The organism is Pectinatus haikarae, assembly GCF_015732185.1.
GTDB classification, from domain to species: Bacteria; Bacillota; Negativicutes; order Selenomonadales; family Selenomonadaceae; genus Pectinatus; species Pectinatus haikarae.
In genome coordinates this window covers 118115-143133 of sequence record NZ_WIQM01000014.1, presented here as the reverse complement: position 1 = coordinate 143133, position 25019 = coordinate 118115, and the positions used below count along the sequence as shown (strand labels likewise).

Genomic DNA, 25019 nt, shown 5'->3' with positions numbered 1-25019 from the left:
CAGAAAAAATCAACAAAAATGAAGACTGGACAAAATACCAGCCTTCATCTTTGTTGATCAGTGATAACTTTAATCAGTTAAGACTTTCGTATATTTTTTCAAGATCGTATTTCAGTGCTGAAATGTAGTCCATACCCTCAGGAAGGCTTTCCAGTGTATATATTTCGACGGCTTTAGCACCAACTTCACGGGCTAATGTCTCAGAAACTTTAGGGCTTACCATATCTTCAACAAAAATAGTAGTAACATTGTTTTCTTTGCAATAATCTGTGAGCTCTTTCAATTTTTTTGCACTCGGTTCACCAGAAAGCAGCGCATCTGAAACGCTGTTTTGCTTTAAGCCAAAATCCTTTGCCAAATAACCGAATGCAGCGTGTCCTGTTACGAAATCTTTTCTTTGAGAATCAGCAAATTTAGCAGTATATTCTTTTTTCAATCCATCTAGACTATTTTTAAAGGCTTGAAAATTTTTCTCATAATCATCTTTATGAGCAGGATCTGCATTATTTAAGGCGTTCTTTATGTTTTCTGCTTCAAGTTCAGCTCCGTTGATGCTCAGCCATATATGAGGATCGGTAACAGCTTTGCCGTCATCAGATTTTTCATCAAGAAGTAAGGGGTCAGCTCCTTTTGAGGCTTCTACTACAGTAAGTTTTTTTTCTTCATTTGTTGAGGAAAGCGCTTTATCAAGCCACGAACTTTCCAGTCCAAATCCGTTATAAACAAATAAGTCGGCATTTTGCAGATTCATCAGGTCCTTGGCAGTGGGTTCAAAATTGTGAGGCTCAGTGCCATCAGGGATGATAGAATAAACTTCGACGTGTTCACCGCCGACAGCTTCAGTGATGGCTTTGACAGCTTCAAATGAGGCAGCAATTTTTATTTTTGCTGGTTCACCGGCACTTTGCTGTTCTTCGCTGCCGGTCTTGCAACCGGTCATGGATAATAAAGCAATCAATAAAAAAATCTGAATAAGAAAAATTCTTTTCATAAAAACGCCATCCTTTTCAAATAGATAATGTTATTATACCAATATAGATTTATTTTGTGATATGCAAATGCAAACTATTTGCATTTAAGACAATATAAAGATATAATAAGAAAAGGAAAATGTCAAGTATAATATAAAAGAGTATATTGTCGATATGAAAAAATATGGAGGACGCAATGCTAAATATAGAGCATTTATATTTTTCTTACAGCAATAAACCCAATTTGCTGCAAGATATAAATTTTTCGGTGAATACAGGGGATTATATATCAATAATAGGGGCTAATGGATCAGGAAAAAGTACGCTGGTACGTTTGATATTAGGATTATTACAACCATCATCGGGGACGATAGAGAATTCTTTTGCCAATATGGCTTACGTACCGCAGCGCTTTAATCAACTTAATACACACTTCCCCATAACAGTAAAAGAAATATTGTATTGCTATAAAAATGTGAGGAGGAAATATGTCAATAAAAAAATAAACGATGTTTTGACTTTACTGCATATGGAAAACGAAGAAAATACTTTAATTGGTCAGCTTTCCGGGGGACAATGTCAAAAAGTATTCATCGCAAGAGCACTTTTAAGCGACCCTGAGCTGCTTATTTTAGATGAACCTTCCAATGGGATAGACAGACAAAGTCAGGCTGAGATATATAATTTCCTTTTGCATCTTAATCGACAGGATAAAACAACAGTCATTTGTGTTGAACATAATCTACAGGCAGCATTGAAAAATTCTACAGCGTTTTATCACATAGAAAAGGGTAAAGGCCACATCTGTCTGCCGGAGCAATATGTAAAGGAATATATTAAAAGTGATTTAGGAGAGAATAAAGGAAATGTTTACCTATAGTTTTATGCAGAATGCATTTTTAATTTCTATTTTTATTGCGGCATTATGTCCTGTTATTGGCATGTTTCTCGTTTTGCGGCGATATTCAATGATGGGGGATACATTGTCACATGCGTCATTGGCCGGTATTTCTGTGGGGATGCTTTTTGAGCAAAATCCTGTTTTGAGTGCCTTTTTAATGGTTTCTCTTTTTAGTATTATTATTGAATGGTTGAGAAAACATTTTCGCACGTATGCAGAATTGATACTTGTTATTATTCTTTCTCTTTCCATCGGCATAGCTATTACACTTTTAAGCTCAGGGCTAGTGCATGCTAATATTGATTCATTGATGTTCGGCAGTATTTTGACTGTTACACTTACAGATTTTTACTGGGTACTGTTCTTTAGTGTTGTCTCTTTATTTTTGGTCTATAAATTTTATTCGGCGCTTATGTTTATGGTTTTTGATGAAGAGGGAGCGGCTATTGCCGGAGTCAATGTAAGGCTTATAAACTATTTATTTGCTATTATAGTGGCCGCTACTATTTCTATCTCAATACGCATTGTCGGTATTTTAGTTATCAGCTCGTTGATTGCGCTGCCTATTGCAGCAGCTCTTCAATTGGAAATGGGTTTTAGAAAAACGCTTCTTTTTGGTGTAATATTCAGTTATATAGACATTTTTTCCGGGATAATCATTTCCTATTGGATAAATGCCGCACCAGGAGGAATAATAGCAATAAATGCAGTACTGCTGCTGCTTTGTGTTCTCTCTTATAAACGCATAGTAAGATCTGGGAGGGTTATTTAAAGTGGATGATTGCGGTAATTATAAAAATTATTTAAATGAACATGGTATGAAAAGTACAAAACAGCGGAATTTACTGCTGTCTATTCTCGCGAAAATTCAGACTCCTCAGACTGCAGAGAAACTTTATTTGCAAGCTATAAAAAGTGATTCTTCCATAAATCTGTCCACAGTGTACAGAGTTCTTGAAAAATTTACAGAAAAAAATATAACGATACGAACATCTTTTTTGGATGACAAGTCTGTGTATTCCCTTTATCCGAAAACGCATCAGCATCAGCTTATTTGTATGCGCTGCAAAAAAATCGTTTTGCTTGAACATTGTCCTTTGGAGGATTTTGAAAAAAGTGTTGAAGAATCTACACACTTCTCTGTTGTGAATCATCGTTTGGAGCTTTATGGTTATTGTCGGCAATGTCAAAAAATTATTGCCATGGGGTAAAAGCATCAAATTAAAAAACATACTTTTGTTAAACTTATATTAATGTTTTGATGAAACGAGAATTACCATTGCATTTTATATTTTTAAGTGATAATATATTCCAGTAAATAATTATATATAGTTTTGTTAGGTGAGGTTCCTGCAATAAACATAGGCTATTGCCCGGAAACATCGAGAGATGCCAATGGGTAGGACAGGTTTTATCGAAATAAGGTATTACCCGAAATAGCTGAGTATTTTACTCTACGTTATGCAGTGCTAAAGCTTGGACGATTAAAATATGCTTATATTTTGCGCTTGCGAACCCTCCTGCCTTTCTTAGGAGGGTTTATTTTAGTTATGAAGCAGTATTTATGGAGGTGGTAAATATGGACGATGGCGAGAGTATAGTAAAAAAAATAATAAAATCAGCTTTAGGAGGAAACCATGGAAATATTTACCAAATCTTTAACTAAGAGAAGATTTTCCTTTACAGACATAATAATAATTGCTGTTATTTTTATAATTCTGTATATTATACTAAAACTCAGTTCGGGGATGAATATTCCTTTTGTTCAGGGAGATCATCTGAATATAGACCTTTCCCCGCTGATGCTTCCTTATTATGCGGGAAGATCCTTGCTGCGCATGTTTATAGCATTTTTCTTTTCTCTCTTATTTACTTTTATATACGGATATATAGCGGCAAAGGTGAAAACGGCAGGATCTGTAATGGTTCCTGTTTTGGATATTTTGCAATCTATTCCTGTTCTGGGTTTTTTATCAGCCACTATAATAGCTTTTATGGCGGCTTTTCCCAATAGCCTGATGGGGGTTGAATGTGCTTCCATTTTTGCTATTTTTACAGGACAGGCATGGAATATGACATTTAGTTTTTATCATTCCTTGATGACTATTCCTAAGGATCTGGAAGAAGCCGGGCAAATGCTGCATTTTAACCCCTGGCGCAGATTCATCAGCCTGGAGCTGCCTATTTCTGCTATCGGCCTTATATGGAATGGGATGATGTCATTCGGCGGCGGCTGGTTTTTTTTGGCAGCCAGTGAGGCAATCAGTGTTTTAGGTGAAGATATTCATTTACCGGGTATAGGTTCTTATCTCGCTGTTGCAGTCGAATCCGGCAATGTACAGGCAATGCTGTATGCTATGCTGGTCATGCTTGTTATGATACTTTTGGTGGATCAACTTTTTTGGCGGCCGCTTATCGTATGGGGGCAGCGCTTTAAACTTGAGTTTTCTGAGGCTAAAGAGCAGCCGGATTCTTTTGTCTATAATGTTTTATACAGGTCTTTCATAATGTACTGGCTGTACAGTCATATATTTGCACCAATTGGTATTTTTTTTAACAGATGTATATTGTGGTTCTTTGATAGGTTGGAAAAAGCACCGCATACATATGTGAGTATAAATGCCGGCTATTTTGTGCAAAGGGGATGTAAAGTATTTATTGCACTATTTCTTTTGTATGAGCTTTATGCACCGGCAAAAGAGGCTGTATTTATGCTGTATGACATAGGCTTCAATGATCTGTATCAGGCATTTATCATGGGATTATATACAGGAGGACGCGTATTGGCAGCACTTTTCCTGGGTGCACTCTGGACTATACCGGTGGGTGTTAAAATAGGACTTAATCCCAGACTTTCTGCGAAAATGCAGCCTTTGGTGCAGATAGCCGCTTCTTTTCCAGCCAATATGCTTTTTCCCTTCTTTACAATATTATTTGTTGAATACCATGTCAATTTTGAATACGGTTCTATTTTGTTAATGATGATGGGGACGCAATGGTATATTCTTTTTAATGTTATTGCCGGGGCAATGAGTATACCAAATGATTTGATCGAAGCTACGGAGATTTTTGAATTGAGCGGCTGGAAAAAGTGGAAATCACTGATATTGCCGAGTATTTTTCCGCATTTGGTAACAGGTTTTATAACCGCGTCAGGAGGAGCATGGAACGCGAGTATAATCTCTGAGCTTGTCAGTTGGAAAAAATATACACTCACTGCTTCAGGTATAGGCGCATATATCAGCACAGCAACCTCTGCCGGTGACTGGAATGGGATTTTGGTGGGGATAGCTGTCATGTGCATTTTAGTAGTGCTGATAAATCGTTTTATATGGCATCGATTGTATTATATGGCACAGACAAAATATCATGTTGATTAAAAGGGGTGAAGCAATGAAAAATTTATTGGAATTAAAAGAAATAAATAAAACTTTTAAAATAAAAGGTACATCTGATTCTACAATTTTAGAAAATATAAATCTGCATGTAAAAGAAGGCGAATTTTTGGCTGTTCTTGGACCTTCTGGTTCCGGAAAATCAACTCTTTTGAGAATTATTGCAGGACTTATTCCGAGCTCCAGCGGTACCGTTTCCTATCTGGGCAAGGAAATTAAAGGCGTTAATCCGGGAGTGGCAATGGTTTTTCAGTCTTTTGCCTTATTCCCATGGCTGACTGTATTAGAAAATGTTATGCTGGGGCTGGAACGAAAAAAAATATCTGTGGAGTATAAAAGAGAAAAATCAATGCAGGTCTTGGATATTGTTGGTTTGGATGGATTTGAAAATGCTTATCCGAAAGAACTTTCCGGTGGTATGAGGCAGCGTGTTGGAATAGGCAGAGCACTTGTCAGTGAACCTGATATACTGCTCATGGATGAAGCTTTTTCGGCGCTTGATGTACTGACGGCAGAAAATTTGCGGCGCGATCTTTTGGAACTGTGGCTTGATAAAAAAATACCGACAAAATCAATAGTATTGATCACGCATGGAATAGAGGAAGCCGTTTATATGGCCGACAGAGCCATAATTTTATCTTCCGGTCCGGCAACAATAATTAAAAATATAGATATATCTCTGCCGCGCTGGCGAGACAGAAAATCACCGGAATTTTTGTCTTATGTAGATGAGATATATTCGATAATGACAAAGAAAAAAATACCGATGACAGAAATGCTCGTGCAGACAAAGAAAGATTTGATCATTCCATCAGTTTCGGCAGGTGCGTTGACAGGTTTTCTGGAGCTGCTGGAAGATCTCAATGAAAAAATAGATCTGTATAAACTTGCTGATCGATTTCTCATGGATATGGAAGATTTCTTGCCTTTGATAGAAGCATCCGCTCTACTGCATTTTACAAAGGTCACAGAAGGCGATATTGAACTTACCGAGCATGGAGTAGAATTTGCCAGAGCAACAGTTCTGGAAAGAAAAAAACTTTTCAGGCAGCAGCTTTTGGAACATATTCCCTTCGTTCAGAAAATGATAAACATCCTGCGGTCAAAATCCAATAAACAAATGAATATTGAATTTTTTGAAGAACTGCAGAGTCAAACCTTTGGAGAAGAAATAGGACAAAAGCAGCTTGAGCTGCTTATCGGCTGGGAAAGATATGCTGAACTTATCGAATATGACGATAATAAGGAAATAGTATACCTGGAGCAATCTGTGTAATTAAAGAGGATAAAAATTTTGTCGGTAATAATATATTATTACCGGCAAAATTTTTTTCTGGAACACCGTCGAGTAAGTGGACATATTGCAAAACTATAACCTATAAAAATGCAGATTATTCTTACTTTTATGGAACAGCATCTATGACCTACTCCCGACAAATTACATTTAAAAGCAATATTGAATTAATCCGTTTTTCATGATCTATCTATTCCTAAATATATAAATATTTAATATTTATTATTAAAATTGCATAGTTGCATCGCTATACCATCTTCCATAATTTCAAACCCAAATTTTTTGTAAAAACCCGCATTTTTTCTTTCCTCCGGCATAATTTCAATATATAAATAGTCTTTATATTTTTCCTTAATCATTCTAATCATAGTTGCAGCAATTTTCTTTCCTTGATACGCTGGATTTACTAAAACGTAATGAATATAAGCTACCATTTCACTATCATCTAATACTCGAACAAGCCCCACTAACCGCTCTTTATCCCAAGCAGTCAAAACAGTAGAAGAATTCTTTAATGCTTTATATAAGCGAGCAGGGTACTGTCCTGATACCCAGTCAACAGATAAAAACAATTCTTGTATTTTATCTTGGGTAAAAATTTTTTCTTCTGTATAGGTAATCTCCATCATAAATTATCACCGTATCCTTCTTTATAATCACATTTTTTACATTGTGTCATTGTATTTTCATTATCTTCCCTATGATAAGCCCCAGACCATCGACAAATACTTTGTAAAACTGGAATTACAGACATTCCTTTTTTGGTAAGGCAATATTCTACTTTAGGAGGAATTTCATCAAATGACTTCCTTTGTATAATCTCATCCAAAATTAAGTTTTTTAATGTAGCGGCTAAAACGGCATCTGTTATATTGCTCATTTCTTTGCGAAGAATACTATATCTCAAAGTGCCTTTTTCAGCTAAAACACATATAATTCTTGATTTCCATTTCCCACCAAAAATTTCAAGCCCATATTCAAGCGGACATCGAATATCCTCGTCTAGTTTATGTTGATACATTAAACTCTCCCCTTATAATATTGAAAGCGAAATATAACAAAAACAAGCTTAATACAAAATTGATTATTTTATAGTAGTGTTGATAAATGCATTGTATTTTCATTCCAACTATATATTTCATAATAATAATCATGGGTGAAAAAAAATCATTTAATTCATATACCACTAATGTGCAAAGGACTTGCACACCAGCATAACCTGTACAAATACCCCAAATTAATCGTTTTCCTTTTTTCCAACCCAATTGTATTGTCGTGTTCAGCGCCAGAATATTTCCCGGACCAGGTTTAAAAGAACATACGATCATATAGCCTAACATTGTTGTAAATACCGATATTGACATTTTATCCCCTCTAACATGAAACAAGTTTATCCCTATTATAGACGGCAATCCCTATGCCAACAAGTAACTATGAAAATTATTAGTGACTAATAATTTTATTGATATCTATTCCTCTTAGAGCATTTAAAATATAATGATAGCAGACTCAAATAAACGAAAAGAATCACATAAAAATTTGGAGGTAATACCATGAAAGTAAACGCTTATTTGGAAATCACAATGAAAATTGCAAAAAGCAATCGTCCGGCTGCAGCTGAGGTTTATAACGATTATCGTGATTCATTCCTGGACACAATTGAAGGTGCTTTGACAAAGGATCTTTTGGTTCGCGATGAAGATGTTCAGGTTCTTCACGGTTTTGACGGTGTAGAACATGCCAAGGCTTACTTATCCAGCGAGATGTTCCAGAATGATGTATTCGCCGGCCTTAAACCACTTTGGAGTACTGATCCGGACGTAAAAATTTATGGTGTAGCATAATCACAAACTCTCTTACTAATCTGTGCATCGTAAACAATCAAACAGTGTATAGAAAAAATACCGCTAATCCTGTATTGTACTTACAAGGACTGGCGGTGTTTTTTCTATGGCTACTGGATCGAACAGTTGTTTGAGTTTCGTCAGTGGTGCGCGATGTGTAATAAGATCATTAACCGCCAACTCTCCGCAATCAATTTGCCGAACTGTATATTTCCACTTATTAATATTTATAGCGGCGAGCTTTATTATATAACGGAAATTTTTGCTATTGCTGAACAAAGTACTGTCAATATTTATTAATTTAGAAGAATTTTTTATATCATACGAGAACATGATCAGAAGTATAGCTAATAAAGCGGATACAAAACAAGTCATTCTTTATAGATGCCAATAATTATAAATTGCAAACAATTTCTATACATAAAGATACAATTTTTGTATAATAAGAGTAATTTTTACTTTAACATATAAGAAATGTTAAAAACGAAATTTATAAATAGAAAATAGTTTTGGATAAAAGGTGTATTAAAAATGTTGAAAACAAGAAGGTAAAGTTACAATGAAAAAAGTTATAGCTATCACTACCGGCGGAACTATTGCCATGAAATATGACAGAGAAAAGGACGGGCTTGTTCCGGCGGTCAGTGGTGAAGATCTTTTAGAAGCGGTACCTCCGCTTAAAGGTATAGCGCAGGTAGAAGTTGTTGAATATTCAAATGTGCCAAGCGGACACATAACTCCGGCAATGATGTTTGAACTTGCCAAGCTGGTCGATAAAAAAGCTGCCGATGATGAAGTTGCAGGCATTGTCATAACGCATGGAACAGATACTATTGAAGAAACGGCTTATATGCTTGATTTGGCAACGCATACACAAAAACCGGTTTGCTTGACCGGGGCAATGCGCGGTGCTTCTGATATGAGCTGGGATGGGCCGGGAAATATTCTGGCTGCAGTTCAGGCAGCGATAAGTCAGAAGATGTTTGGTCAAGGTGTCACGGTGGTTTTAAATGATCAGATACATGCGGCAAGCGAAGTTACAAAGACTCATTCAGTAAATATGGCGACGTTTGCTTCTCCGTGGTGGGGTCCGATAGGCTATGTTTATGGTGATCAGGTAGTTGTAAAACGGCATCGCGCTATTCAACAGAAAATTTATACTGATTCATTGGAAAATGATGTTTATTTATTAAAAACAGCCGCAGGAATGGATGGTTTTCTCATAGAATGTTTGATCAAGAAAGGTGTCAAAGGAATTGTGGTGGAAGCCTTCGGCTGCGGGAATGTGCCACCTGCCGTAAAAAAAGCAATGGAAATTGCCCGCAGCCATGATATTCCCGTGATTTTGGCGACACGGGTAACTGCAGGACGGGTGGCACCGATATATAGCTATGAGGGAAGCGCTGGCTCACTGCTTTCTTCGGGGGTCATTCTGGCAGAGGAAAGCAGCGGACAAAAGGCGCGCATCAAATTGATGCTGGCATTAAAAGCCTCTAAAAATAATGCTGAACTGCAGGCCTATTTTACTGATTAATGCAGATGTATAATTTTTCAGAAATCAGTGATTAATGACGTATATTAATACACCGATAATATTTTTATCATCGGCAATGCCGATATAAAAAATGGGCACTGCTGTAAAAAGCACAACTAATACTTGATTCTGTGCATAAAAAAGCTCCGGAGGCATGAAAAAACTTTTATAAATCGGCTATAAATCTGATTTATGAAGTGAGTTCATACCTCCGGAGTTTTATTTAAGAAAAAGCGATTCAAAACCGGATAAAATTATTTTACGACGATATTTACAAGTTTTTTTGGAACACAAATGGTTTTAATAATAGTTTTTCCTTCAGTCAATTCCTTAATGCGCGGAAGTTCAAGAGCTTGTTTTTTGAGTTCATCTGCGGTTATTTGTGAAGCTACCGTAATTTTTTCGCGCACTTTACCATTTAACTGCACTACTATTTCAACTTCATCGGCAATGGTTGCTTCAACATCATACACTGGCCAGGCAGCTTTATGAATACTGTCGGATTTTCCGAGTTTCTGCCAGAGTTCTTCTGTTATATGGGGTGAAAAAGGTGCCAGCAGCAGTAAAAGATCAGTAGCTGTTTCGTTGATCAGACCAGCCTGCAGAGATTCATCTCTGGCGGCATAAAATGCATTGACGAGTTCCATGATAGAACTTATAGCTGTGTTGAAATTGGAACGTTCCGCTATATCTTCGGTGACTTTTTTTATTGTAACATGGAGAATGCGGCGCAATTCTTTTTCTTTTACCGTGAGAAGCGAAATATCAGTTTGTTTGTTTTCTTTTATTTCTGTTGAGAAATGGAGGACTATACGCCAAATGCGATTTAAAAACCTCCAGGCTCCTTCAACGCCTTGATCGCTCCATTCAAGATCACGCTCCGGCGGGGCAGCAAATAGGATAAAAAGACGGGCTGTATCGGCGCCGTATTTACCTATTATTTCCTCAGGTGAAACTACATTGCCGATTGATTTGCTCATTTTTGAGCCATCCTTTATGACCATGCCCTGTGTTAGGAGGTTTGTGAAAGGTTCATCAAAGTCCACAAGACCGGCATCCTTCAATACTTTAGTAAAAAATCTTGAATATAAAAGATGTAAAATGGCATGCTCGATACCGCCGATATATTGGTCAACAGGAAGCCAGCTGTTGACCAGAGCTCTGTCAAAGGGAGCTTTGGTGTTTTTGGCATCTGCATAACGCATATAATACCATGATGAGCATATAAATGTATCCATGGTATCCGTTTCACGCTTAGCGGGACCGCCGCATTGAGGACAGGTGCAATTTACAAATGCTTCGCTGTGGGCAAGCGGGGATACAACACCCGGATCGAATTTCACGTCCTCCGGCAGTTTCACGGGCAGGTCTTTTTCGGGAACCAGAACGGTGCCGCACTTTTCACAATAAATAACAGGTATCGGCGCGCCCCAATAACGCTGGCGGGATATGAGCCAATCGCGCAGACGATAGTTTATACGCCGTTTTCCGCAGCCGTTCTTTTCCAGCCAGTCGATCATGGCAGGAATAGCCTTGCGATTATTCATTCCGGTAAATTCACCGGAATTTACTAATATACCGTCATCCACATAGGCATCTGTCATTCTATCCAGGGTCAGCTGATTTTCAGCATCAGTTATGACTATTTTTTTGCCGAGTTTATACTTGCCGGCGAACATCCAGTCACGGCTGTCATGTGTGGGGACACCCATTACTGCGCCCGTGCCGTATTCAAACAGCACATAATTTGCTATCCAGATAGGAACTTTTTCACCGTTGAACGGATTGATCGCATAAGCGCCGGTGAACACGCCTTCCTTTTCTGATTTGTCCGAAGTACGGTCAAGCTCACTTTGATTATGTACACGTTCAATGAAGCTGCGTATCAGAGATTCGTCATTGCGTCCTTTGATCAATTTATCTACAAGCGGATGTTCTGCCGCTAAAACCATATAACTTATACCAAACGCTGTATCGGGACGTGTTGTATATACAGTGACCTGCTCAGCGAAATCAGGAATTTCAAAAATGATTTCCGCGCCTTCACTGCGCCCTATCCAGTTATCCTGCATTGTTTTGACACGGTTTGGCCAGCCGGGCAGCTTATCCAGATCTTTAAGCAGAGTATCGGCATAATCTGTTATTTTAAGAAACCACTGAGTGAGATCTTTTTTTACTACAGGGGAGTCACAGCGCCAGCAGCGGCCCTCGATTACCTGCTCATTGGCAAGAACTGTTTTGCAGGAATCGCACCAATTGGCGGTAGCCTTTTTTCTGTAGGCAAGTCCTTTTTTATAGAAAACCTCGAATAAGTATTGAGTCCATCGGTAATAATCGGGATGGCAGGTTTGGACAAGTCTGTTCCAATCATAGGAAAGTCCCATCTGTTTTTGCTGACGGATCATATTGTCCATGTTGTCATAAGTCCAGTCAGCCGGTTTTACACCGTGCTTGATCGCAGCATTTTCTGCGGGCATACCAAATGCGTCAAAGCCCATTGGATGAAGAACATTGAACCCTTGCATTTTTTTGAAGCGTGCTAGTACATCGCCTATGGAATAATTTCTAACATGGCCCATATGCAAATTTCCTGATGGGTAAGGAAACATTTCGAGAACATAATATTTTTTCTTATCCGGCACATTATCAACAGTAGTATAGATACCATCCTTATCCCATTGAGTCTGCCATTTTTTTTCAATTTCCTGGGGGCAATATTTTTCCATTGAAAATCCTCCTTAAAATAAAAAAGCCCCTGGCGCAAAAGCCAAGGACGATAATATCGCGGTACCACCCTGATTGGCAGCAGTGCTGCCCACTCAAAATATTAACGCTATCAACGCCGATTTTATCGGAAGTCTCAACAGTGAGTTCAAAACAGATATATACCGATTTGCATCAACCATCGGCTTTCTGTAAAATATACCTGAGTCTACTATTCTGCATCATAGACTGCTAAATGTTATTTTTTAAAACTGGTCCCTATTATAAGGGTTCACTCTGCTAAAGTCAAGATAACTGTAAAGGCAGTTTTATAATATGAAGGGATATGATAAAATGTTTATACAGACAATAAATGAATCAGAGGTAATAGGGTAAATGCAGGAAATAAAAGAACAGGATCAATTTGTACATCTTCATGTACATACGGAGTACAGCCTGTTAGACGGTGCGAGCCGCATAAAGAAATTGGTGGAAAAAGCAAAAAAAATGGGCATGCCTGCAGTTGCTATAACGGATCACGGCAATATGTACGGTGCAGTGGAATTTTATAAGGCAGCCAAAGCTGTGGGAATAAAACCTGTTATCGGGTGTGAGGTTTATGTGGCACCGCATGACCGCCATGATAATTTTGAAGTAAATGGTGTGAGATATCATCATTTGATTTTACTGGCAGAAAATGATACAGGCTATAAAAATTTGGTCAAGCTGGTGTCTCTGGCCAATATAGAGGGGATGTATTATAAACCGAGGGTTGATAAAGATCTGCTGCGTGAATATCATACAGGGATAATAGCATTAAGCGCATGCATAGCCGGTGAAATTCCTCACGCTATATTGTATGGCGAACCGGATGATACGGAAAAAATTTTAAATGAGTATGTAGAAATTTTCGGCAAGAATAATTTTTTTCTTGAATTGCAAAATCATGGTCTTGCAGAAGAACAAAAAGTCAATGCAGTATTGATTGAATTGGCTCAAAAAAAGGGTTTGGAGCTTATAGCTACAAATGATATTCACTATTTGGAAAAAAAAGACAGCGAATTTCATGATGTATTGCTGTGTATTCAAATGGGAAAAATTTTAACGGATACCGATCGTATGAAATTTTCGAGTGATGAATATTATTTGAAATCGGCAGAGGAGATGAATGCACTTTTTCCGTCTGTACCGTCAGCTATTTGTAATTCTCTCAAAATAGCGGAGCGATGCAACGTCGATTTTGAATTCGGTCATTTGCATTTACCGCAATTTCCCTTGCCTGAGGGAGTCAGTGACAAACAGTATTTGCGTGATCTATGTGAAAAAAATCTTCCCTTGCGCTATAGCGATATAACTGATGAAGTGCGGAAACGGCTGGACTATGAATTGAGCATAATTAACCGCATGGGATATGACAGCTACTTCCTCATAGTCTGGGATTTTATCAACTTTGCCCGCAATAATAAGATAGTAGTCGGACCGGGCCGAGGCTCGGCTGCCGGCAGCATAGTAGCGTTTTTACTAAGTATAACGGATATCGATCCGCTGGCATATGATTTGCTTTTTGAAAGGTTTTTAAATCCGGAAAGAGTAACAATGCCTGATATTGATATTGATTTCTGCTATATAAGACGGGAAGAAGTCATTGAATATGTCAAACGCCGCTATGGAGAAGATCACGTTGCGCAAATAATCACTTTTGGTACAATGGCAGCACGCGGCGCTATACGTGACGTAGGGCGTGTGCTGGATATACCTTACAATGATGTTGATAAAGTAGCAAAAATGGTGCCGACAGAACTTGGGATGACACTTGATAAAGCTTTGAAAAATTCAAAGGAACTGCACCATATTTATGAAAATGATGCTGTTATACATCGGATGATAGATTTTGCCAGAGATATCGAGGGCATGCCGCGGCATTCGTCAACTCATGCTGCCGGCATAGTGATTGCGAGACAGCCACTGACTGATTATGTGCCTGTACAGATATCTGAAGGTACACTGGTTACACAGTATGATAAAGATTATGTTGAACAGCTTGGGCTGCTGAAAATGGATTTTTTGGGTCTGCGTACTCTGACGGTAATAAGTGATGCGGTAAAGAATATAAGAGAAAATACAGGAAATAATATCGATATAGGAGATATTCCGCTGAATGATGCGGCAACCGCAAAAATGCTTCGCACCGGTGATACCTGCGGTGTATTTCAGATGGAATCGCCGGGCATGACTGCCTTGGTAAGAGATTTGCAGCCGGATGGATTCGTGGATCTTATTCCGCTTGTAGCATTGTACCGGCCGGGACCTTTGGGCAGCGGCATGGTAACGGATTTTATAGATGGCCGCCGTGGGAAAAAAAAGGTAAGCTATATGCATCCATTGCTGGAGCCTATTTTGAAAGAAACATTTGGTGTCGTCCTGTATCAGGAACAGGTCATGCAGGTAGTACAGGTTCTGGCAGGATTCACTCTTGGACAGGCTGACATACTGCGCAGGGCAATGGGCAAGAAAAAGCATGATGTTCTTATGGCTCAGAAAGAAAATTTTCTGCTCGGTACGGCTGAAAAAGATATAGATAAAAATCTTGCCGAAAAGATCTTTGATTTGCTGGTTAATTTTGCTGATTATGGTTTCAATAAATCCCACAGCGCCGCATATGCGCTTGTAGCTTATCAGACGGCATATCTGAAGGCTCATTATCCGCATGAATATATGGCTGCCATGCTGACCAGCTTCATGACAAATTCTGATAAAATCAAAAATTATATAGAACAATGCCAACATATGGGGATAAAGATACTGCCGCCTGATATAAATCTGAGCGGAGCGGGGTTTACCGCCGATCTCCAAAAAAATGGAATAAGATTTGGCTTGGCAGCTATAAAAAATGTTGGTGAGGCAGCAATGATCGATATTATTGAGATACGCAAAAATGACGGTCCCTTTTCTTCGGTTATGGATTTTTGCTGCCGTGTTGACAGCCGCGTTGTCAATAAACGTGTTCTTGAATATCTTATACGTGCGGGGGCTTTTGATTCTTTTGGAGATAAAAGATCACAACTGCTAAAAATTATTGACCAGTTTATAGAAACAGCGCTGCTGAAAAGAAAAGATGCCGACAGTGGTCAGCTGTCATTGTTTGGTGAGACTACCGGCACAGAAAAAATTATATTGCCTGATATTCCTGAATTGCCATTAATGGAACTGCTTAATTCGGAAAAAGAAATAACAGGTTTTTATATCACGGGACATCCGCTTGATCTGTACAGAGAAAAATTAAAAAATATAAAATCTCTTGCGCAGCTGACAGAGGAAAATGTCAGGGACAACACTTATGTAAAAATAGCCGGTTTGATAGCAAACGTGAAAAAAATGACCACACGCAAGGGGGATACCATGTGTGTGCTGCAAGTTGAAGACTTTACTAAAACCGTAGAAGTAGTTGTTTTTCCGAATGTTTTTTATGAAGCGGTAAATATTATAATGCCGGAAACGGCAATTATTGTTTCCGGTAAAATAAATCTGCTAGACAGTGGTTTTAAGATAATAGCAGGAAAATTATGTGCGCTTGCCGATTATAAGGAGACTTTCTGGATTCAAATAAATGCCATGCAGGAAAAGGAAGAAGTGTTGAAAAATTTAAAAGATATATTGGTAGATCATCATGGCGATCATATGGTTTGTTTCTATTTTGTCACTAATAATAAAAAAATAAAGGCACAGGAAGAATACTGGATCGACGGCAGTAACGAAGTAATCGGTGAAATCGAGGGATTACTGGGGAAAAATTCTGTCAGAGTAAGCTGATATTCATTGTCAGTTTATCAAATAATGTGCCGAGGGGGGAATATAGGTGAATTTACAATTTTTGGGAGCGGCTCATACTGTTACAGGATCATGCTACTTATTGGAAGCAAATGGGAAAAAAATACTGATTGACTGCAGAATGTTTCAAGGTGGCCGTCAGCTGAGGGAAATGAATTATAAACCGTTTGTTTTTTCGGCAAGGCAAATAGATGCATTATTACTTACACATGCTCATATAGATCATTGCGGTCTTATCCCGAAACTTTGCAGAGAAGGTTTTAAGGGAAGTATATATGCCACTAAAGCTACTTGTGATCTGGCGGGAATCATGCTGCCTGACAGTGCTCATATTCAGGAAAGTGATGCCGAAATAATAAATCGCAAGGGTATGCGTACAGGGAGAGTGCCGACTGCTCCTTTATATACAGTGGAAGATGCGCAAAAATCGCTTGCTCAGTTTGTTTCGCTTGATTATGGTGAAGAAATTAGGCTTACAAATGAAATAAGTGCTGTATTTCGTGATGCGGGGCATATTCTGGGCTCATCCTTCATTGAAGTATACGTGCATGAAAATGGCAAAAAAGCTGTTAAATTTGTTTTTTCGGGTGATATCGGTCAACCGGGCCAGCCAATAATAAAAGATCCTGAGCCTATATATGATGCGGATTGTTTGATTGTCGAATCAACGTATGGTGACAGAGTCCATCAGATATATGACAAGGAAACTGCGCTTGCAGAAATAATTAATGATACAATGGATCGTGGCGGAAATCTTATTATTCCGGCATTTGCTGTCGGGCGCACACAGACGCTGCTTTATTATCTGTATCGTCTGTGGAAAATGCACCGCATTGATGATGTGCCGATCATTATAGACAGTCCCCTTGCTATAGCGGCGACAAAGGTTTTTGCGGAAAACATGAAGCTGTTTGATGATGAAACGATCGCTATGCTGCAGCAAAATGGGAAGCTTCCCGCGATGCCGCAGATCAAGATGTGCAGGACTGCTGAAGAATCGAAGGTTTTGAACAGCAGTGAAGGTTCTGCTATAATTATTTCGGCCAGCGGTATGTGCGATGCAGGAAGAATACTTCATCATTTAAAGCATAATCTCTGGCGTCCGGAATCGACAGTGCTTTTTGTTGGCTACCAGGCTGAAGGATCATTAGGACGACGCCTCACAGACGGAGTTAAAAGAGTAAAAATATTGGGAGAAGACATTGCTGTACGGGCTAGAATTGCGCAATTGGATGGATTTTCCGCGCATGGAGATTGCAATCAGATACTTGAATGGATGGAGCATATCAATTTGAAAGGACCAAGGCAGGTATTTTTGGTGCATGGTGAATCAATGGCAATAAAGTCTCTGGAGAATAAAATAAAAACGGCATATGAATGCAATGTATATGCACCTTTTTATGCTGATACCGCAGATATAAATGAGACTGGCTGCAAAATAATTCCCGCAGATATACCGCAAGTGGCTGTCGAAAAAGAAATGGAAGAATTTTTGCAGCTGCTTGATGCAGATTATCGACGTTGGCGCAAAAAGCTGCTTTCGGCAGTCGTCAGAAATCCTCAAATTATGGAGAGTGCAATACGGCAGGCGGAAAAAGGCTGGCGATATGTAAAGCGCATGTTTAAAGATTTTGGTATAAATTAAAAGGAGAAAAAAATGAACGATAAATTTAAAGAGACAGAAGCAGAATTCAATGATGATAATATTATTGAAATGACAGACGAAGATGGCAATATCCACTATTTTTATGAAGAAATGAAGTTTATGGCGAAGGGAACTCAATATGCTGTCTTAAGTTTTTTTAATACAGATGAAGATGATTCAGATGGCAGCGAAGAAGTTTTTCATGAGAATGATACCACTATTGCCAAGGTCGTAAAAAACAAAATCGGTGAGGATGAATATCTAACACCTACTGATGAAGAGTTTACCTCTGCTGTAGAAGTCTATGAAAAAATTGAAGAAAGTGATTTCGAATAAGATTACCGATGATTATAGATGTAATGCTTGACTTATAGCGGACTTACATTATCGGTATCTATATAGACAGGGGATAGATAAAAATCTTTTCCGGCCGGTGCTACTTTATTGAAGGAAAGAGCGTGCAGGTCTGTAGCGAGTATATCGTAATGCAGCAGGCTCTGCAGTTTGTCATCTGAATTCTGCCAAAATTGTCTTTGTGAAAAGAATTTGGTCGTTTTTAAGATGGGAGGGATGGAAGAATCTGTTTTTATTTTTTTTAATATTTTTCTTCCATTTGCATTAAATGCCAGTACGCGTGCATAGGCTGCACCAAATATGTCAAAGTCAGTTAAAGAAGCTTTATCCAGATCCATCAAAATATGCAGCAGACTGCGCTGCAGTCTGCTGTAATGCAGGTGTTTGCTTTTCATCATACTGAGCATAGCGTCAATGCTGTCGGCGGTGCAGGCTGCCTTGAGTATTCTATATTCAAGACCGCTGCCAATGCCGCTGAATTGTCTGAGCCTGTCAGCAGAGGACGTACGGATCTTTGCCATCATACTGCGCGCCAGATTTTCTGTAAAAGAAATGTTGTCGGTATTTTTTAATATGCTTTGCATATAAAAATAACAGCTGTCAGGGATGGCGCACTGTATTTTTTGTAATGATGTACTGTCGCTTTTAAGAATTTTTCTTATAGAAGAAGCGCTTGAAAAAGAACCGGTGAAAACGCTGCTTCCATGATTGGCTTTTTTTCTCTTTATCGCTATAGCAGAAAAATTGGCTTGTTCTTTTTCCATGGCTTTTAGGTATTCTATGGCCAGTATCGTATTGGGCGCTTTTAGAGAAAAATTTATCTGCGGTATGTATTCTTCAATTGCTTTTTCCACTGCTGCAGCATATGTCATACCACTCCTCAAGCTTTCGCGCAGTTTTTTACCATCCAATTGATGATTGAGAAGATGTGCGGCTTTCTTTAAGGCATTTATGTCAGCGGTTTCACTGCCGAAGCAAAGCATGTCAATGCAGCCGAGACGACAGAGCAGTGATACTGCCCCTTGTGCAAATCCTTCGGCACTTCTGACGGCAAAGGCGGCCGGCAGTTCAAGAACAAGATCGGCGCCGCCGAGTACGGACAGGGAGGCTCTCTGCCATTTATCAAAAATAGCAGTATCACCGCGCTGCGTGAAACTGCCGCTCATCAAAGCGATGCAGAAAGCATCATTGTAATTATTTTTTATTGTCTCAATGAGGTATTTATGTCCGTTGTGAAACGGATTGAATTCAGCAATTATGGCAAATACTTTCATATTGGTATCCTTTCAAATGCTTTTAATGTATATATTATATGATGAAAAATGAGTTTTGCAAAAAAAATTGAAACTGATTTGACAAAATATATAGTGCCCGCTATAATAAGTTGAGGTTGTTATCTTATGATGAAAATAAAGTTATCCGATGTAAACAATGCTAGTGGTGGGAGATACGAATTTGTTTTTGATATACCCGCCGGCGAATTTGATTTTCCTGCTGACGATTATCATATTGATGGCACAATAAAAGTGAGAGGCACAGCTGAAAATACAGGTGTGGGGTATCACTTTGAAGGCAGGATAGATTGTCATAGGTGCTTTGTTTGCGATCATTGTCTGGAAGAAGTTGCGGAAGATCAGGTTCATGCTTTTGATGAAATTTATAAGGAAGATGTTTCTGCTTTGCAGGACGCGAACTTATTCAGCGGCGATTCTATAGATATCGCTGATTTGGTGCGTGATGTTGTTATTGCCGGGCAACCGATAAGCAATGTCTGCAAACCTGATTGTAAGGGGTTGTGTCCTCAATGTGGTGTAAATCTCAATAAAAGTGAGTGCAGCTGTGACCGTACAGTGGTTGATGTACGTTTGGCAGTATTGAAAAAGCTGCTGGAAAAGAATTAGTTTAGTATTGGATCTTTTAAGGAGGTGTTTTTGATGGCAGTACCAAAGCGTAAAATGTCTAAAGCCCGCCGTGATAAGCGCCGTGCTAATTGGAAGTTGGAAGCTCCGGGCTTTGTATCATGCCCGCAGTGCCATGAGCCTAAAATGCCGCATCATGTTTGTCCTGAATGTGGTTATTATGATGGCAAGGAAGTAATTTCTGCGGAATAATAATTTCTATCGAGCAAGGTATAATGTTGTCTATATCTTGCTCATTATTTTTATCTGGACAGTATACAAAACCTTTGTTTTTAAGCAATTGGCAATATATGTGGAATTATCTATTTTTTATATTAATATACGATTTCCAATTTACTTAAAGAAAACTATTCTGTTTATGGATGATGATCTGGTGTTTCAGATGCAGCTGAATTATGTAATACAGCTGCATTTTATTAATAAATATTGCTGGCATTTTTAAGCTTTTACTTGATATTTTAATTTAAAGCCAGTATAATAACAAAACGAATGATTCAATCGTTCACTATACTTTAGCAAGCAACAAACAGGGAGGCTGAATATGAGAATAGCGCTGGATGCAATGGGAGGAGATTACGCCCCTGAACAGATAGTCGCTGGCGCGATTGATGCTGCCCGAAACTTTGACTGTGAAATAGTGCTTGTCGGAGATCAAGAGAAAATAAAGAAAGAATTAGATAAAACACCTGACTGGAATCGACTGTGCATTTCTATTCATCATGCTGCTGAGGTTATAGAAATGGGTGAACATCCTGTTGCTGCTGTACGAAAAAAGAAAAATTCTTCTTTGGTGATAGCGGCACAGCTTGCAAAAAGCGGAGAGTGCGATGCTGTTATTTCCGCAGGAAGTACAGGTGCTGCTGTCACTTCAGCACTTTTTATATTGGGACGTATCACAGGAATTGACAGGCCTACGATAGCTACACCTATTCCCACAGGGCACGGTGTTACGCTTCTTATGGATTCAGGTGCTAATGTGGACAGTAAGCCGAAGCATCTTGTCCAAAGTGCTCTTATGGGGTCAATCTACTCCGAATGTGTTTTCGGCGTGGAAAAACCGCGTGTAGGTCTTTTGAATATCGGAGAAGAATCCACTAAGGGAAATGAGCAAGTTCTCAGTACATATCCGCTTTTGGAAAAAATGCATACCATTAGTTTCAAGGGCAATGCTGAGGGCCGTGATATTACAAACGGAGCTTTTGATGTGGTTGTCTGCGATGGTTTTGTGGGAAATATAGTTTTGAAATTTGCTGAAGGTCTGGCAAAAACGCTGCTTAAATTAATGAAGGAAGCTATATTGAAGGGCGGTCTGTTGGCAAAGATAGGTGCTTTGCTTCTGTCCCCCACATTGAAAAAGTTTGCGCAGCAGATAGATTATGCCGAATATGGAGGTGCACCTTTGCTTGGTATTGACGGATGCTATATAATAGCACATGGAAGCTCCAATGCAAAGGCAATAAAAAGTGCCATCGGTGTGGCTTGTGAATATGTTAAACAGGATGTAGTAAGCCGCATAAGGGAAAATATAAAGAAAGAGGAGATGCTGGCTGATGACAGGGAAAAATAGCGCCGGTATACTCGGCACGGGCTTTTGTCTGCCGGAGGATAAGCTGACGAATTTTGACCTTGAAAAAATGGTCAATACCAATGATGATTGGATAGTAGGGCGGACAGGCATACATGAACGCCGTATAGCATCTGAAGGAACAGCCACTTCGAACATAGCCTTCAAGGCAGCGCAGATGGCATTGAAGGATGCAGGTGTCGAACCTGACGAATTGGATTTGATAATAGTAGCAACAATATCTTCGGACAGGATAATACCTTCTACTGCTTGTGTATTGCAAGATATGCTTGGGGCCAGTCACGCAGGTGCATTTGACCTGACGGCAGCCTGCTCAGGCTTTATATACGCTTCGTCTGTTGCAGCTCAATTTATTCAGTCAGGCGTATACAAAAAGATTTTGGTCATAGGAGCTGAAACACTGTCCAGATTCATTGATTGGCAGGATAGAAATACATGTGTTATTTTTGGTGACGGAGCCGGAGCCGCAGTCTACGGGCGAGTTGATGATGGTTATGGTATGCTTTCCTTTGATCTGGGCGCTGACGGCAGCGGCGGCGACAGCCTTGACATTCCGGGCGGCGGCAGTCTTCATCCGGCATCGGCAGCTACGGTAAAAGACAGACTGCACTATCTTCATATGAATGGCAAGGAAGTTTTCCGTTTTTCCGTGAAAATTATGGGAGAAACCGTTTTAAATTCATTGGAAAGAGCGAACCTGCAAAAAGAGAATATTGACTGGCTTATTCCGCATCAGGCCAATATCCGCATTATCCAGACAGGGGCCAAACGTTTGCAGCTATCCATGGATAAGGTCATTGTAAATATAGGTAAATATGGAAATACTTCTGCGGCATCTATTCCTATAGCACTGGCCGAGGCAGCTCATAATAAGACTTTTAAAAAGGGCGATATATTAGCTTTTTCCGGATTTGGTGCAGGGCTTACATGGGCGTCATGCATCATGAAATGGGCTAAGGAGGAATAGTATGTTTGAAAAAAATAGATTATGCAAATTGCTCAATATACAATATCCGATATTTCAAGGTGGTATGGCATGGATCGGTACAGCCGAGCTGGCAGCAGCTGTTTCCAATGCCGGCGGGCTTGGCATTATAGGAGCCGGGCATATGCCTCCGGATATGCTGCGGGCAGAGATTCAAAAAGCTAAGAAATGGACGCAGAAACCTTTTGGTGTTAATATTATGCTGATGTCTCCATTCGTGAAAGAAGTCATGCAGGTAGTCTTAGAGGAAAAAATTCCTGTGATAACGACCGGAGCGGGGAACCCAGGAGAATATATACCTGCGTTGAAGGAAATAGGAAGCAAGGTCATACCTGTTGTTGCCTCGGTAGCTTTGGCAAAGAGGCTGGTGAGAACTGGTGTGGATGCAGTTATAGCGGAAGGGCTTGAAAGCGGCGGTCATATAGGGGAAATAACCACTATGTCACTTGTACCGCAGATAGTTGATGCGGTTGATGTTCCGGTCATTGCGGCCGGTGGAATAGGAGATGCCAGAGGTGTCTTGGCAGCTTTTTCTCTTGGTGCTTCAGGAGTTCAAATGGGAACAAGATTTGTTTTATCGGACGAATGTATCGCCCATGAAAATTATAAAAAATTAGTACTTAAAGCCAGAGATCGATCCACTGTAGTAACGGGAAGAGCTACAGGGCATCCTGTACGCGTCCTGTCAAACAAGCTGACAAGGAAATTTGAAGAACTGGAAAAATCGGGAGCTGCTCCTGACGAACTTGAAAAACTCGGTGCGGGGAAACTTAATTTGGCCACGCACAAGGGCGATGTAGAAAATGGGTCTGTTATGATCGGACAGATAAGCGGTATGCTGAATGAGATAAAACCGGTCAGACAAATTATTATAGATATAGTTTCACATATGGATAATGAATTTAACAGAGTTGAAAACAGCTGTAAATAAGGATGTATTCCCTAATAGCATAGGTGTTTTCTTTTCAGAATCATAGAAAACTATAACCGCTGATTTGATCGCTATTCATATATTCTTTTATCATATGCAAAGAACACATGAATAAGCTAATTGGTCACCGGATAATTGTTATGCATTATAATTATTTTAGTAAGATAATGAAAGGACATAGTTCTTTATGAATAAACTTGCATTTGTTTTTCCAGGACAGGGTTCTCAATCAGTAGGTATGGGAAAAGATTTATTTGAACACTATGATCTTGCAAAGAAGATGTTCAAAGAAGCGGATGATGCGTTGGGCTATTCCATAATGGATATGTGTTTTAACGGACCGGAAGAAAAACTGCGTCTTACAGCTAATACACAACCGGCTATTTTGACAGTGAGTGCTATTGCTGCCGCTATTTTGCAGGAACATGGAATAGAACCGGACATAGTCGGCGGACATAGTTTGGGTGAATATTCTGCTCTTGTCACTGCCGGGGCATTAAACTTTGCCGATGCTGTTTATTTGGTAAACAGACGCGGCAGTTTTATGCAGGAGGCTGTTCCTGTCGGTGAAGGCAGCATGGCTGCTGTAATTGGTCTTGACAGAAACATCATTGTTGAAATCTGCGGGCAGATAAGCAAAACGGCCTTGGTTCAGGCAGTGAACTTTAACTGCCCGGGACAGGTTGTCGTTGCGGGTACTACCGAGGGAGTGAATGCTGCCGTGGTAAAACTTAAAGAGGCCGGGGCTAAAAAATGCGTACTTTTACCGGTAAGCGCGCCTTTCCACAGTGACCTCATGCAGCCGGCAGCAGAAAAACTTGCGGCAGAGCTTGATAAGATAGCGATACACGATGCGCATATACCTGTTACGGCTAATGTTACCGGCGCGTCGATTGTAAAGGCTGAGGACATTAAGAAGAGTCTTGTCAAACAGGCAGCAAGCCCTGTAAAATGGGAAGATTGTATAGAAACGATGAAAAAATACGGTGCGGACGTATATTTGGAAGCCGGGCCGGGAAAAGTTTTATGCGGATTCAATAAACGTATTGATAAAATGTTGACATCTCTCAATGTAGAAAATATAGCTTCTTTACAAAAAACGCTTGATTATTTGCAGGAGGTTCGCTAAA

The 25019-nt window shown here is 39.5% G+C and carries 23 protein-coding genes, 1 riboswitch and 1 other annotated feature; of the genes, 16 read left to right on the top strand and 7 right to left on the bottom strand.

Features of this window, described 5'->3' with window-relative positions; all coding sequences use genetic code 11:
- Window positions 1-73 precede the first annotated feature (73 nt).
- The gene (locus I6758_RS09080) at window positions 74-991 is read right to left on the bottom strand and encodes a metal ABC transporter solute-binding protein, Zn/Mn family (protein WP_196604940.1); all 918 of its coding nucleotides are present in this window, start codon (window positions 989-991) and stop codon (window positions 74-76) included.
- 176 nt (window positions 992-1167) lie between these two features.
- On the opposite strand from I6758_RS09080, the gene I6758_RS09075 reads away from it, so the two are divergent.
- The 5 genes from I6758_RS09075 to I6758_RS09055 all read left to right on the top strand — a co-directional run bounded on the left by I6758_RS09075 (window position 1168) and on the right by I6758_RS09055 (window position 6543).
- The gene (locus tag I6758_RS09075; protein ID WP_196604938.1) at window positions 1168-1851 is read left to right on the top strand and encodes a metal ABC transporter ATP-binding protein; all 684 of its coding nucleotides are present in this window, start codon (window positions 1168-1170) and stop codon (window positions 1849-1851) included.
- A complete protein-coding gene (locus tag I6758_RS09070; protein ID WP_196604936.1) occupies window positions 1838-2644 on the top strand; it encodes a metal ABC transporter permease in 807 nt (268 codons plus the stop codon). The genes I6758_RS09075 and I6758_RS09070 overlap by 14 nt, the downstream gene beginning before the upstream one ends.
- A 1-nt stretch (window position 2645) precedes the next feature.
- Window positions 2646-3083, top strand: a complete 438-nt coding sequence (locus I6758_RS09065) for a Fur family transcriptional regulator (RefSeq protein WP_196604935.1) — start codon at window positions 2646-2648, stop codon at window positions 3081-3083.
- A 115-nt stretch (window positions 3084-3198) separates the two neighbouring features.
- A riboswitch (M-box (ykoK) riboswitch) is annotated at window positions 3199-3368 on the top strand.
- Between the two features lie 141 nt (window positions 3369-3509).
- Window positions 3510-5252 (top strand): ABC transporter permease, encoded by a 1743-nt coding sequence (locus I6758_RS09060; RefSeq protein ID WP_196604933.1) that lies wholly within the window; start codon window positions 3510-3512, stop codon window positions 5250-5252.
- Between the two features lie 13 nt (window positions 5253-5265).
- A complete protein-coding gene (locus I6758_RS09055) occupies window positions 5266-6543 on the top strand; it encodes an ABC transporter ATP-binding protein (protein WP_196604932.1) in 1278 nt (425 codons plus the stop codon).
- Window positions 6544-6773: 230 nt separating this feature from the next.
- On the opposite strand, the gene I6758_RS09050 is transcribed toward I6758_RS09055, so the two are convergent.
- From I6758_RS09050 to I6758_RS09040, 3 genes are read right to left on the bottom strand one after another with little or no spacing between them, the layout of a single operon-like run.
- Window positions 6774-7190: a GNAT family N-acetyltransferase gene (locus I6758_RS09050; RefSeq protein ID WP_231038606.1), complete on the bottom strand. Its 417-nt coding sequence runs from the start codon at window positions 7188-7190 to the stop codon at window positions 6774-6776.
- A complete protein-coding gene (locus I6758_RS09045) occupies window positions 7187-7582 on the bottom strand; it encodes a winged helix-turn-helix transcriptional regulator (protein WP_196604931.1) in 396 nt (131 codons plus the stop codon). Before I6758_RS09045 ends, I6758_RS09050 begins: the two co-directional genes overlap by 4 nt.
- Window positions 7569-7925 (bottom strand): LysE family translocator, encoded by a 357-nt coding sequence (locus I6758_RS09040; RefSeq protein ID WP_196604929.1) that lies wholly within the window; start codon window positions 7923-7925, stop codon window positions 7569-7571. Before I6758_RS09040 ends, I6758_RS09045 begins: the two co-directional genes overlap by 14 nt.
- Window positions 7926-8114: 189 nt before the next feature.
- Here I6758_RS09040 and I6758_RS09035 point away from each other — a divergent pair, with 189 nt between their 5' ends.
- Entirely contained in the window at window positions 8115-8405 is a 291-nt protein-coding gene (locus tag I6758_RS09035; protein ID WP_196604927.1) for a hypothetical protein, read from the top strand.
- A gap of 63 nt (window positions 8406-8468) precedes the next feature.
- On the opposite strand, the gene I6758_RS09030 is transcribed toward I6758_RS09035, so the two are convergent.
- Window positions 8469-8780, bottom strand: a complete 312-nt coding sequence (locus I6758_RS09030; protein ID WP_196604925.1) for a hypothetical protein — start codon at window positions 8778-8780, stop codon at window positions 8469-8471.
- A 184-nt stretch (window positions 8781-8964) separates the two neighbouring features.
- On the opposite strand from I6758_RS09030, the gene I6758_RS09025 reads away from it, so the two are divergent.
- Window positions 8965-9939: an asparaginase gene (locus I6758_RS09025; RefSeq protein ID WP_196604924.1), complete on the top strand. Its 975-nt coding sequence runs from the start codon at window positions 8965-8967 to the stop codon at window positions 9937-9939.
- 254 nt (window positions 9940-10193) lie between these two features.
- Here the strand turns inward: I6758_RS09025 and leuS are convergent, their stop codons facing one another.
- Entirely contained in the window at window positions 10194-12665 is a 2472-nt protein-coding gene (gene leuS, locus I6758_RS09020; RefSeq protein WP_196604922.1) for a leucine--tRNA ligase, read from the bottom strand.
- A 40-nt stretch (window positions 12666-12705) separates the two neighbouring features.
- Window positions 12706-12897 (bottom strand) — a binding site (T-box leader).
- Between the two features lie 141 nt (window positions 12898-13038).
- Between leuS and I6758_RS09015 the strand changes: the two genes are divergently transcribed.
- The 3 genes from I6758_RS09015 to I6758_RS09005 are packed head-to-tail and all read left to right on the top strand — an operon-like array spanning window position 13039 to window position 18451.
- On the top strand, window positions 13039-16452 hold the full coding sequence (locus I6758_RS09015; RefSeq protein WP_196604920.1) for a DNA polymerase III subunit alpha: 3414 nt from the start codon (window positions 13039-13041) through the stop codon (window positions 16450-16452).
- A gap of 46 nt (window positions 16453-16498) precedes the next feature.
- Window positions 16499-18115 (top strand): MBL fold metallo-hydrolase RNA specificity domain-containing protein, encoded by a 1617-nt coding sequence (locus I6758_RS09010; RefSeq protein ID WP_196604919.1) that lies wholly within the window; start codon window positions 16499-16501, stop codon window positions 18113-18115.
- 12 nt (window positions 18116-18127) lie between these two features.
- Complete coding sequence (locus tag I6758_RS09005; protein WP_196604918.1) at window positions 18128-18451, top strand: DUF1292 domain-containing protein; 324 nt, start codon at window positions 18128-18130, stop codon at window positions 18449-18451.
- A gap of 32 nt (window positions 18452-18483) precedes the next feature.
- Here the strand turns inward: I6758_RS09005 and I6758_RS09000 are convergent, their stop codons facing one another.
- The gene (locus I6758_RS09000; RefSeq protein ID WP_196604916.1) at window positions 18484-19743 is read right to left on the bottom strand and encodes a tRNA(Met) cytidine acetate ligase; all 1260 of its coding nucleotides are present in this window, start codon (window positions 19741-19743) and stop codon (window positions 18484-18486) included.
- A 126-nt stretch (window positions 19744-19869) separates the two neighbouring features.
- On the opposite strand from I6758_RS09000, the gene I6758_RS08995 reads away from it, so the two are divergent.
- The 6 genes from I6758_RS08995 to fabD all read left to right on the top strand — a co-directional run bounded on the left by I6758_RS08995 (window position 19870) and on the right by fabD (window position 25018).
- Complete coding sequence (locus I6758_RS08995; protein ID WP_196604914.1) at window positions 19870-20370, top strand: YceD family protein; 501 nt, start codon at window positions 19870-19872, stop codon at window positions 20368-20370.
- Window positions 20371-20403: 33 nt separating this feature from the next.
- Complete coding sequence (gene rpmF, locus I6758_RS08990) at window positions 20404-20580, top strand: 50S ribosomal protein L32 (protein ID WP_196604912.1); 177 nt, start codon at window positions 20404-20406, stop codon at window positions 20578-20580.
- Between the two features lie 349 nt (window positions 20581-20929).
- Window positions 20930-21955, top strand: coding sequence for a phosphate acyltransferase PlsX (gene plsX, locus I6758_RS08985; RefSeq protein ID WP_196604911.1), 1026 nt, complete (start codon window positions 20930-20932; stop codon window positions 21953-21955).
- A complete protein-coding gene (locus tag I6758_RS08980; RefSeq protein ID WP_196604909.1) occupies window positions 21939-22940 on the top strand; it encodes a beta-ketoacyl-ACP synthase III in 1002 nt (333 codons plus the stop codon). Before plsX ends, I6758_RS08980 begins: the two co-directional genes overlap by 17 nt.
- Window position 22941: 1 nt before the next feature.
- Window positions 22942-23889 (top strand): enoyl-[acyl-carrier-protein] reductase FabK, encoded by a 948-nt coding sequence (fabK, locus tag I6758_RS08975; RefSeq protein WP_196604907.1) that lies wholly within the window; start codon window positions 22942-22944, stop codon window positions 23887-23889.
- 187 nt (window positions 23890-24076) lie between these two features.
- On the top strand, window positions 24077-25018 hold the full coding sequence (gene fabD, locus I6758_RS08970; RefSeq protein ID WP_196604906.1) for an ACP S-malonyltransferase: 942 nt from the start codon (window positions 24077-24079) through the stop codon (window positions 25016-25018).
- The last annotated feature ends 1 nt before the right edge of the window (window position 25019 follow it).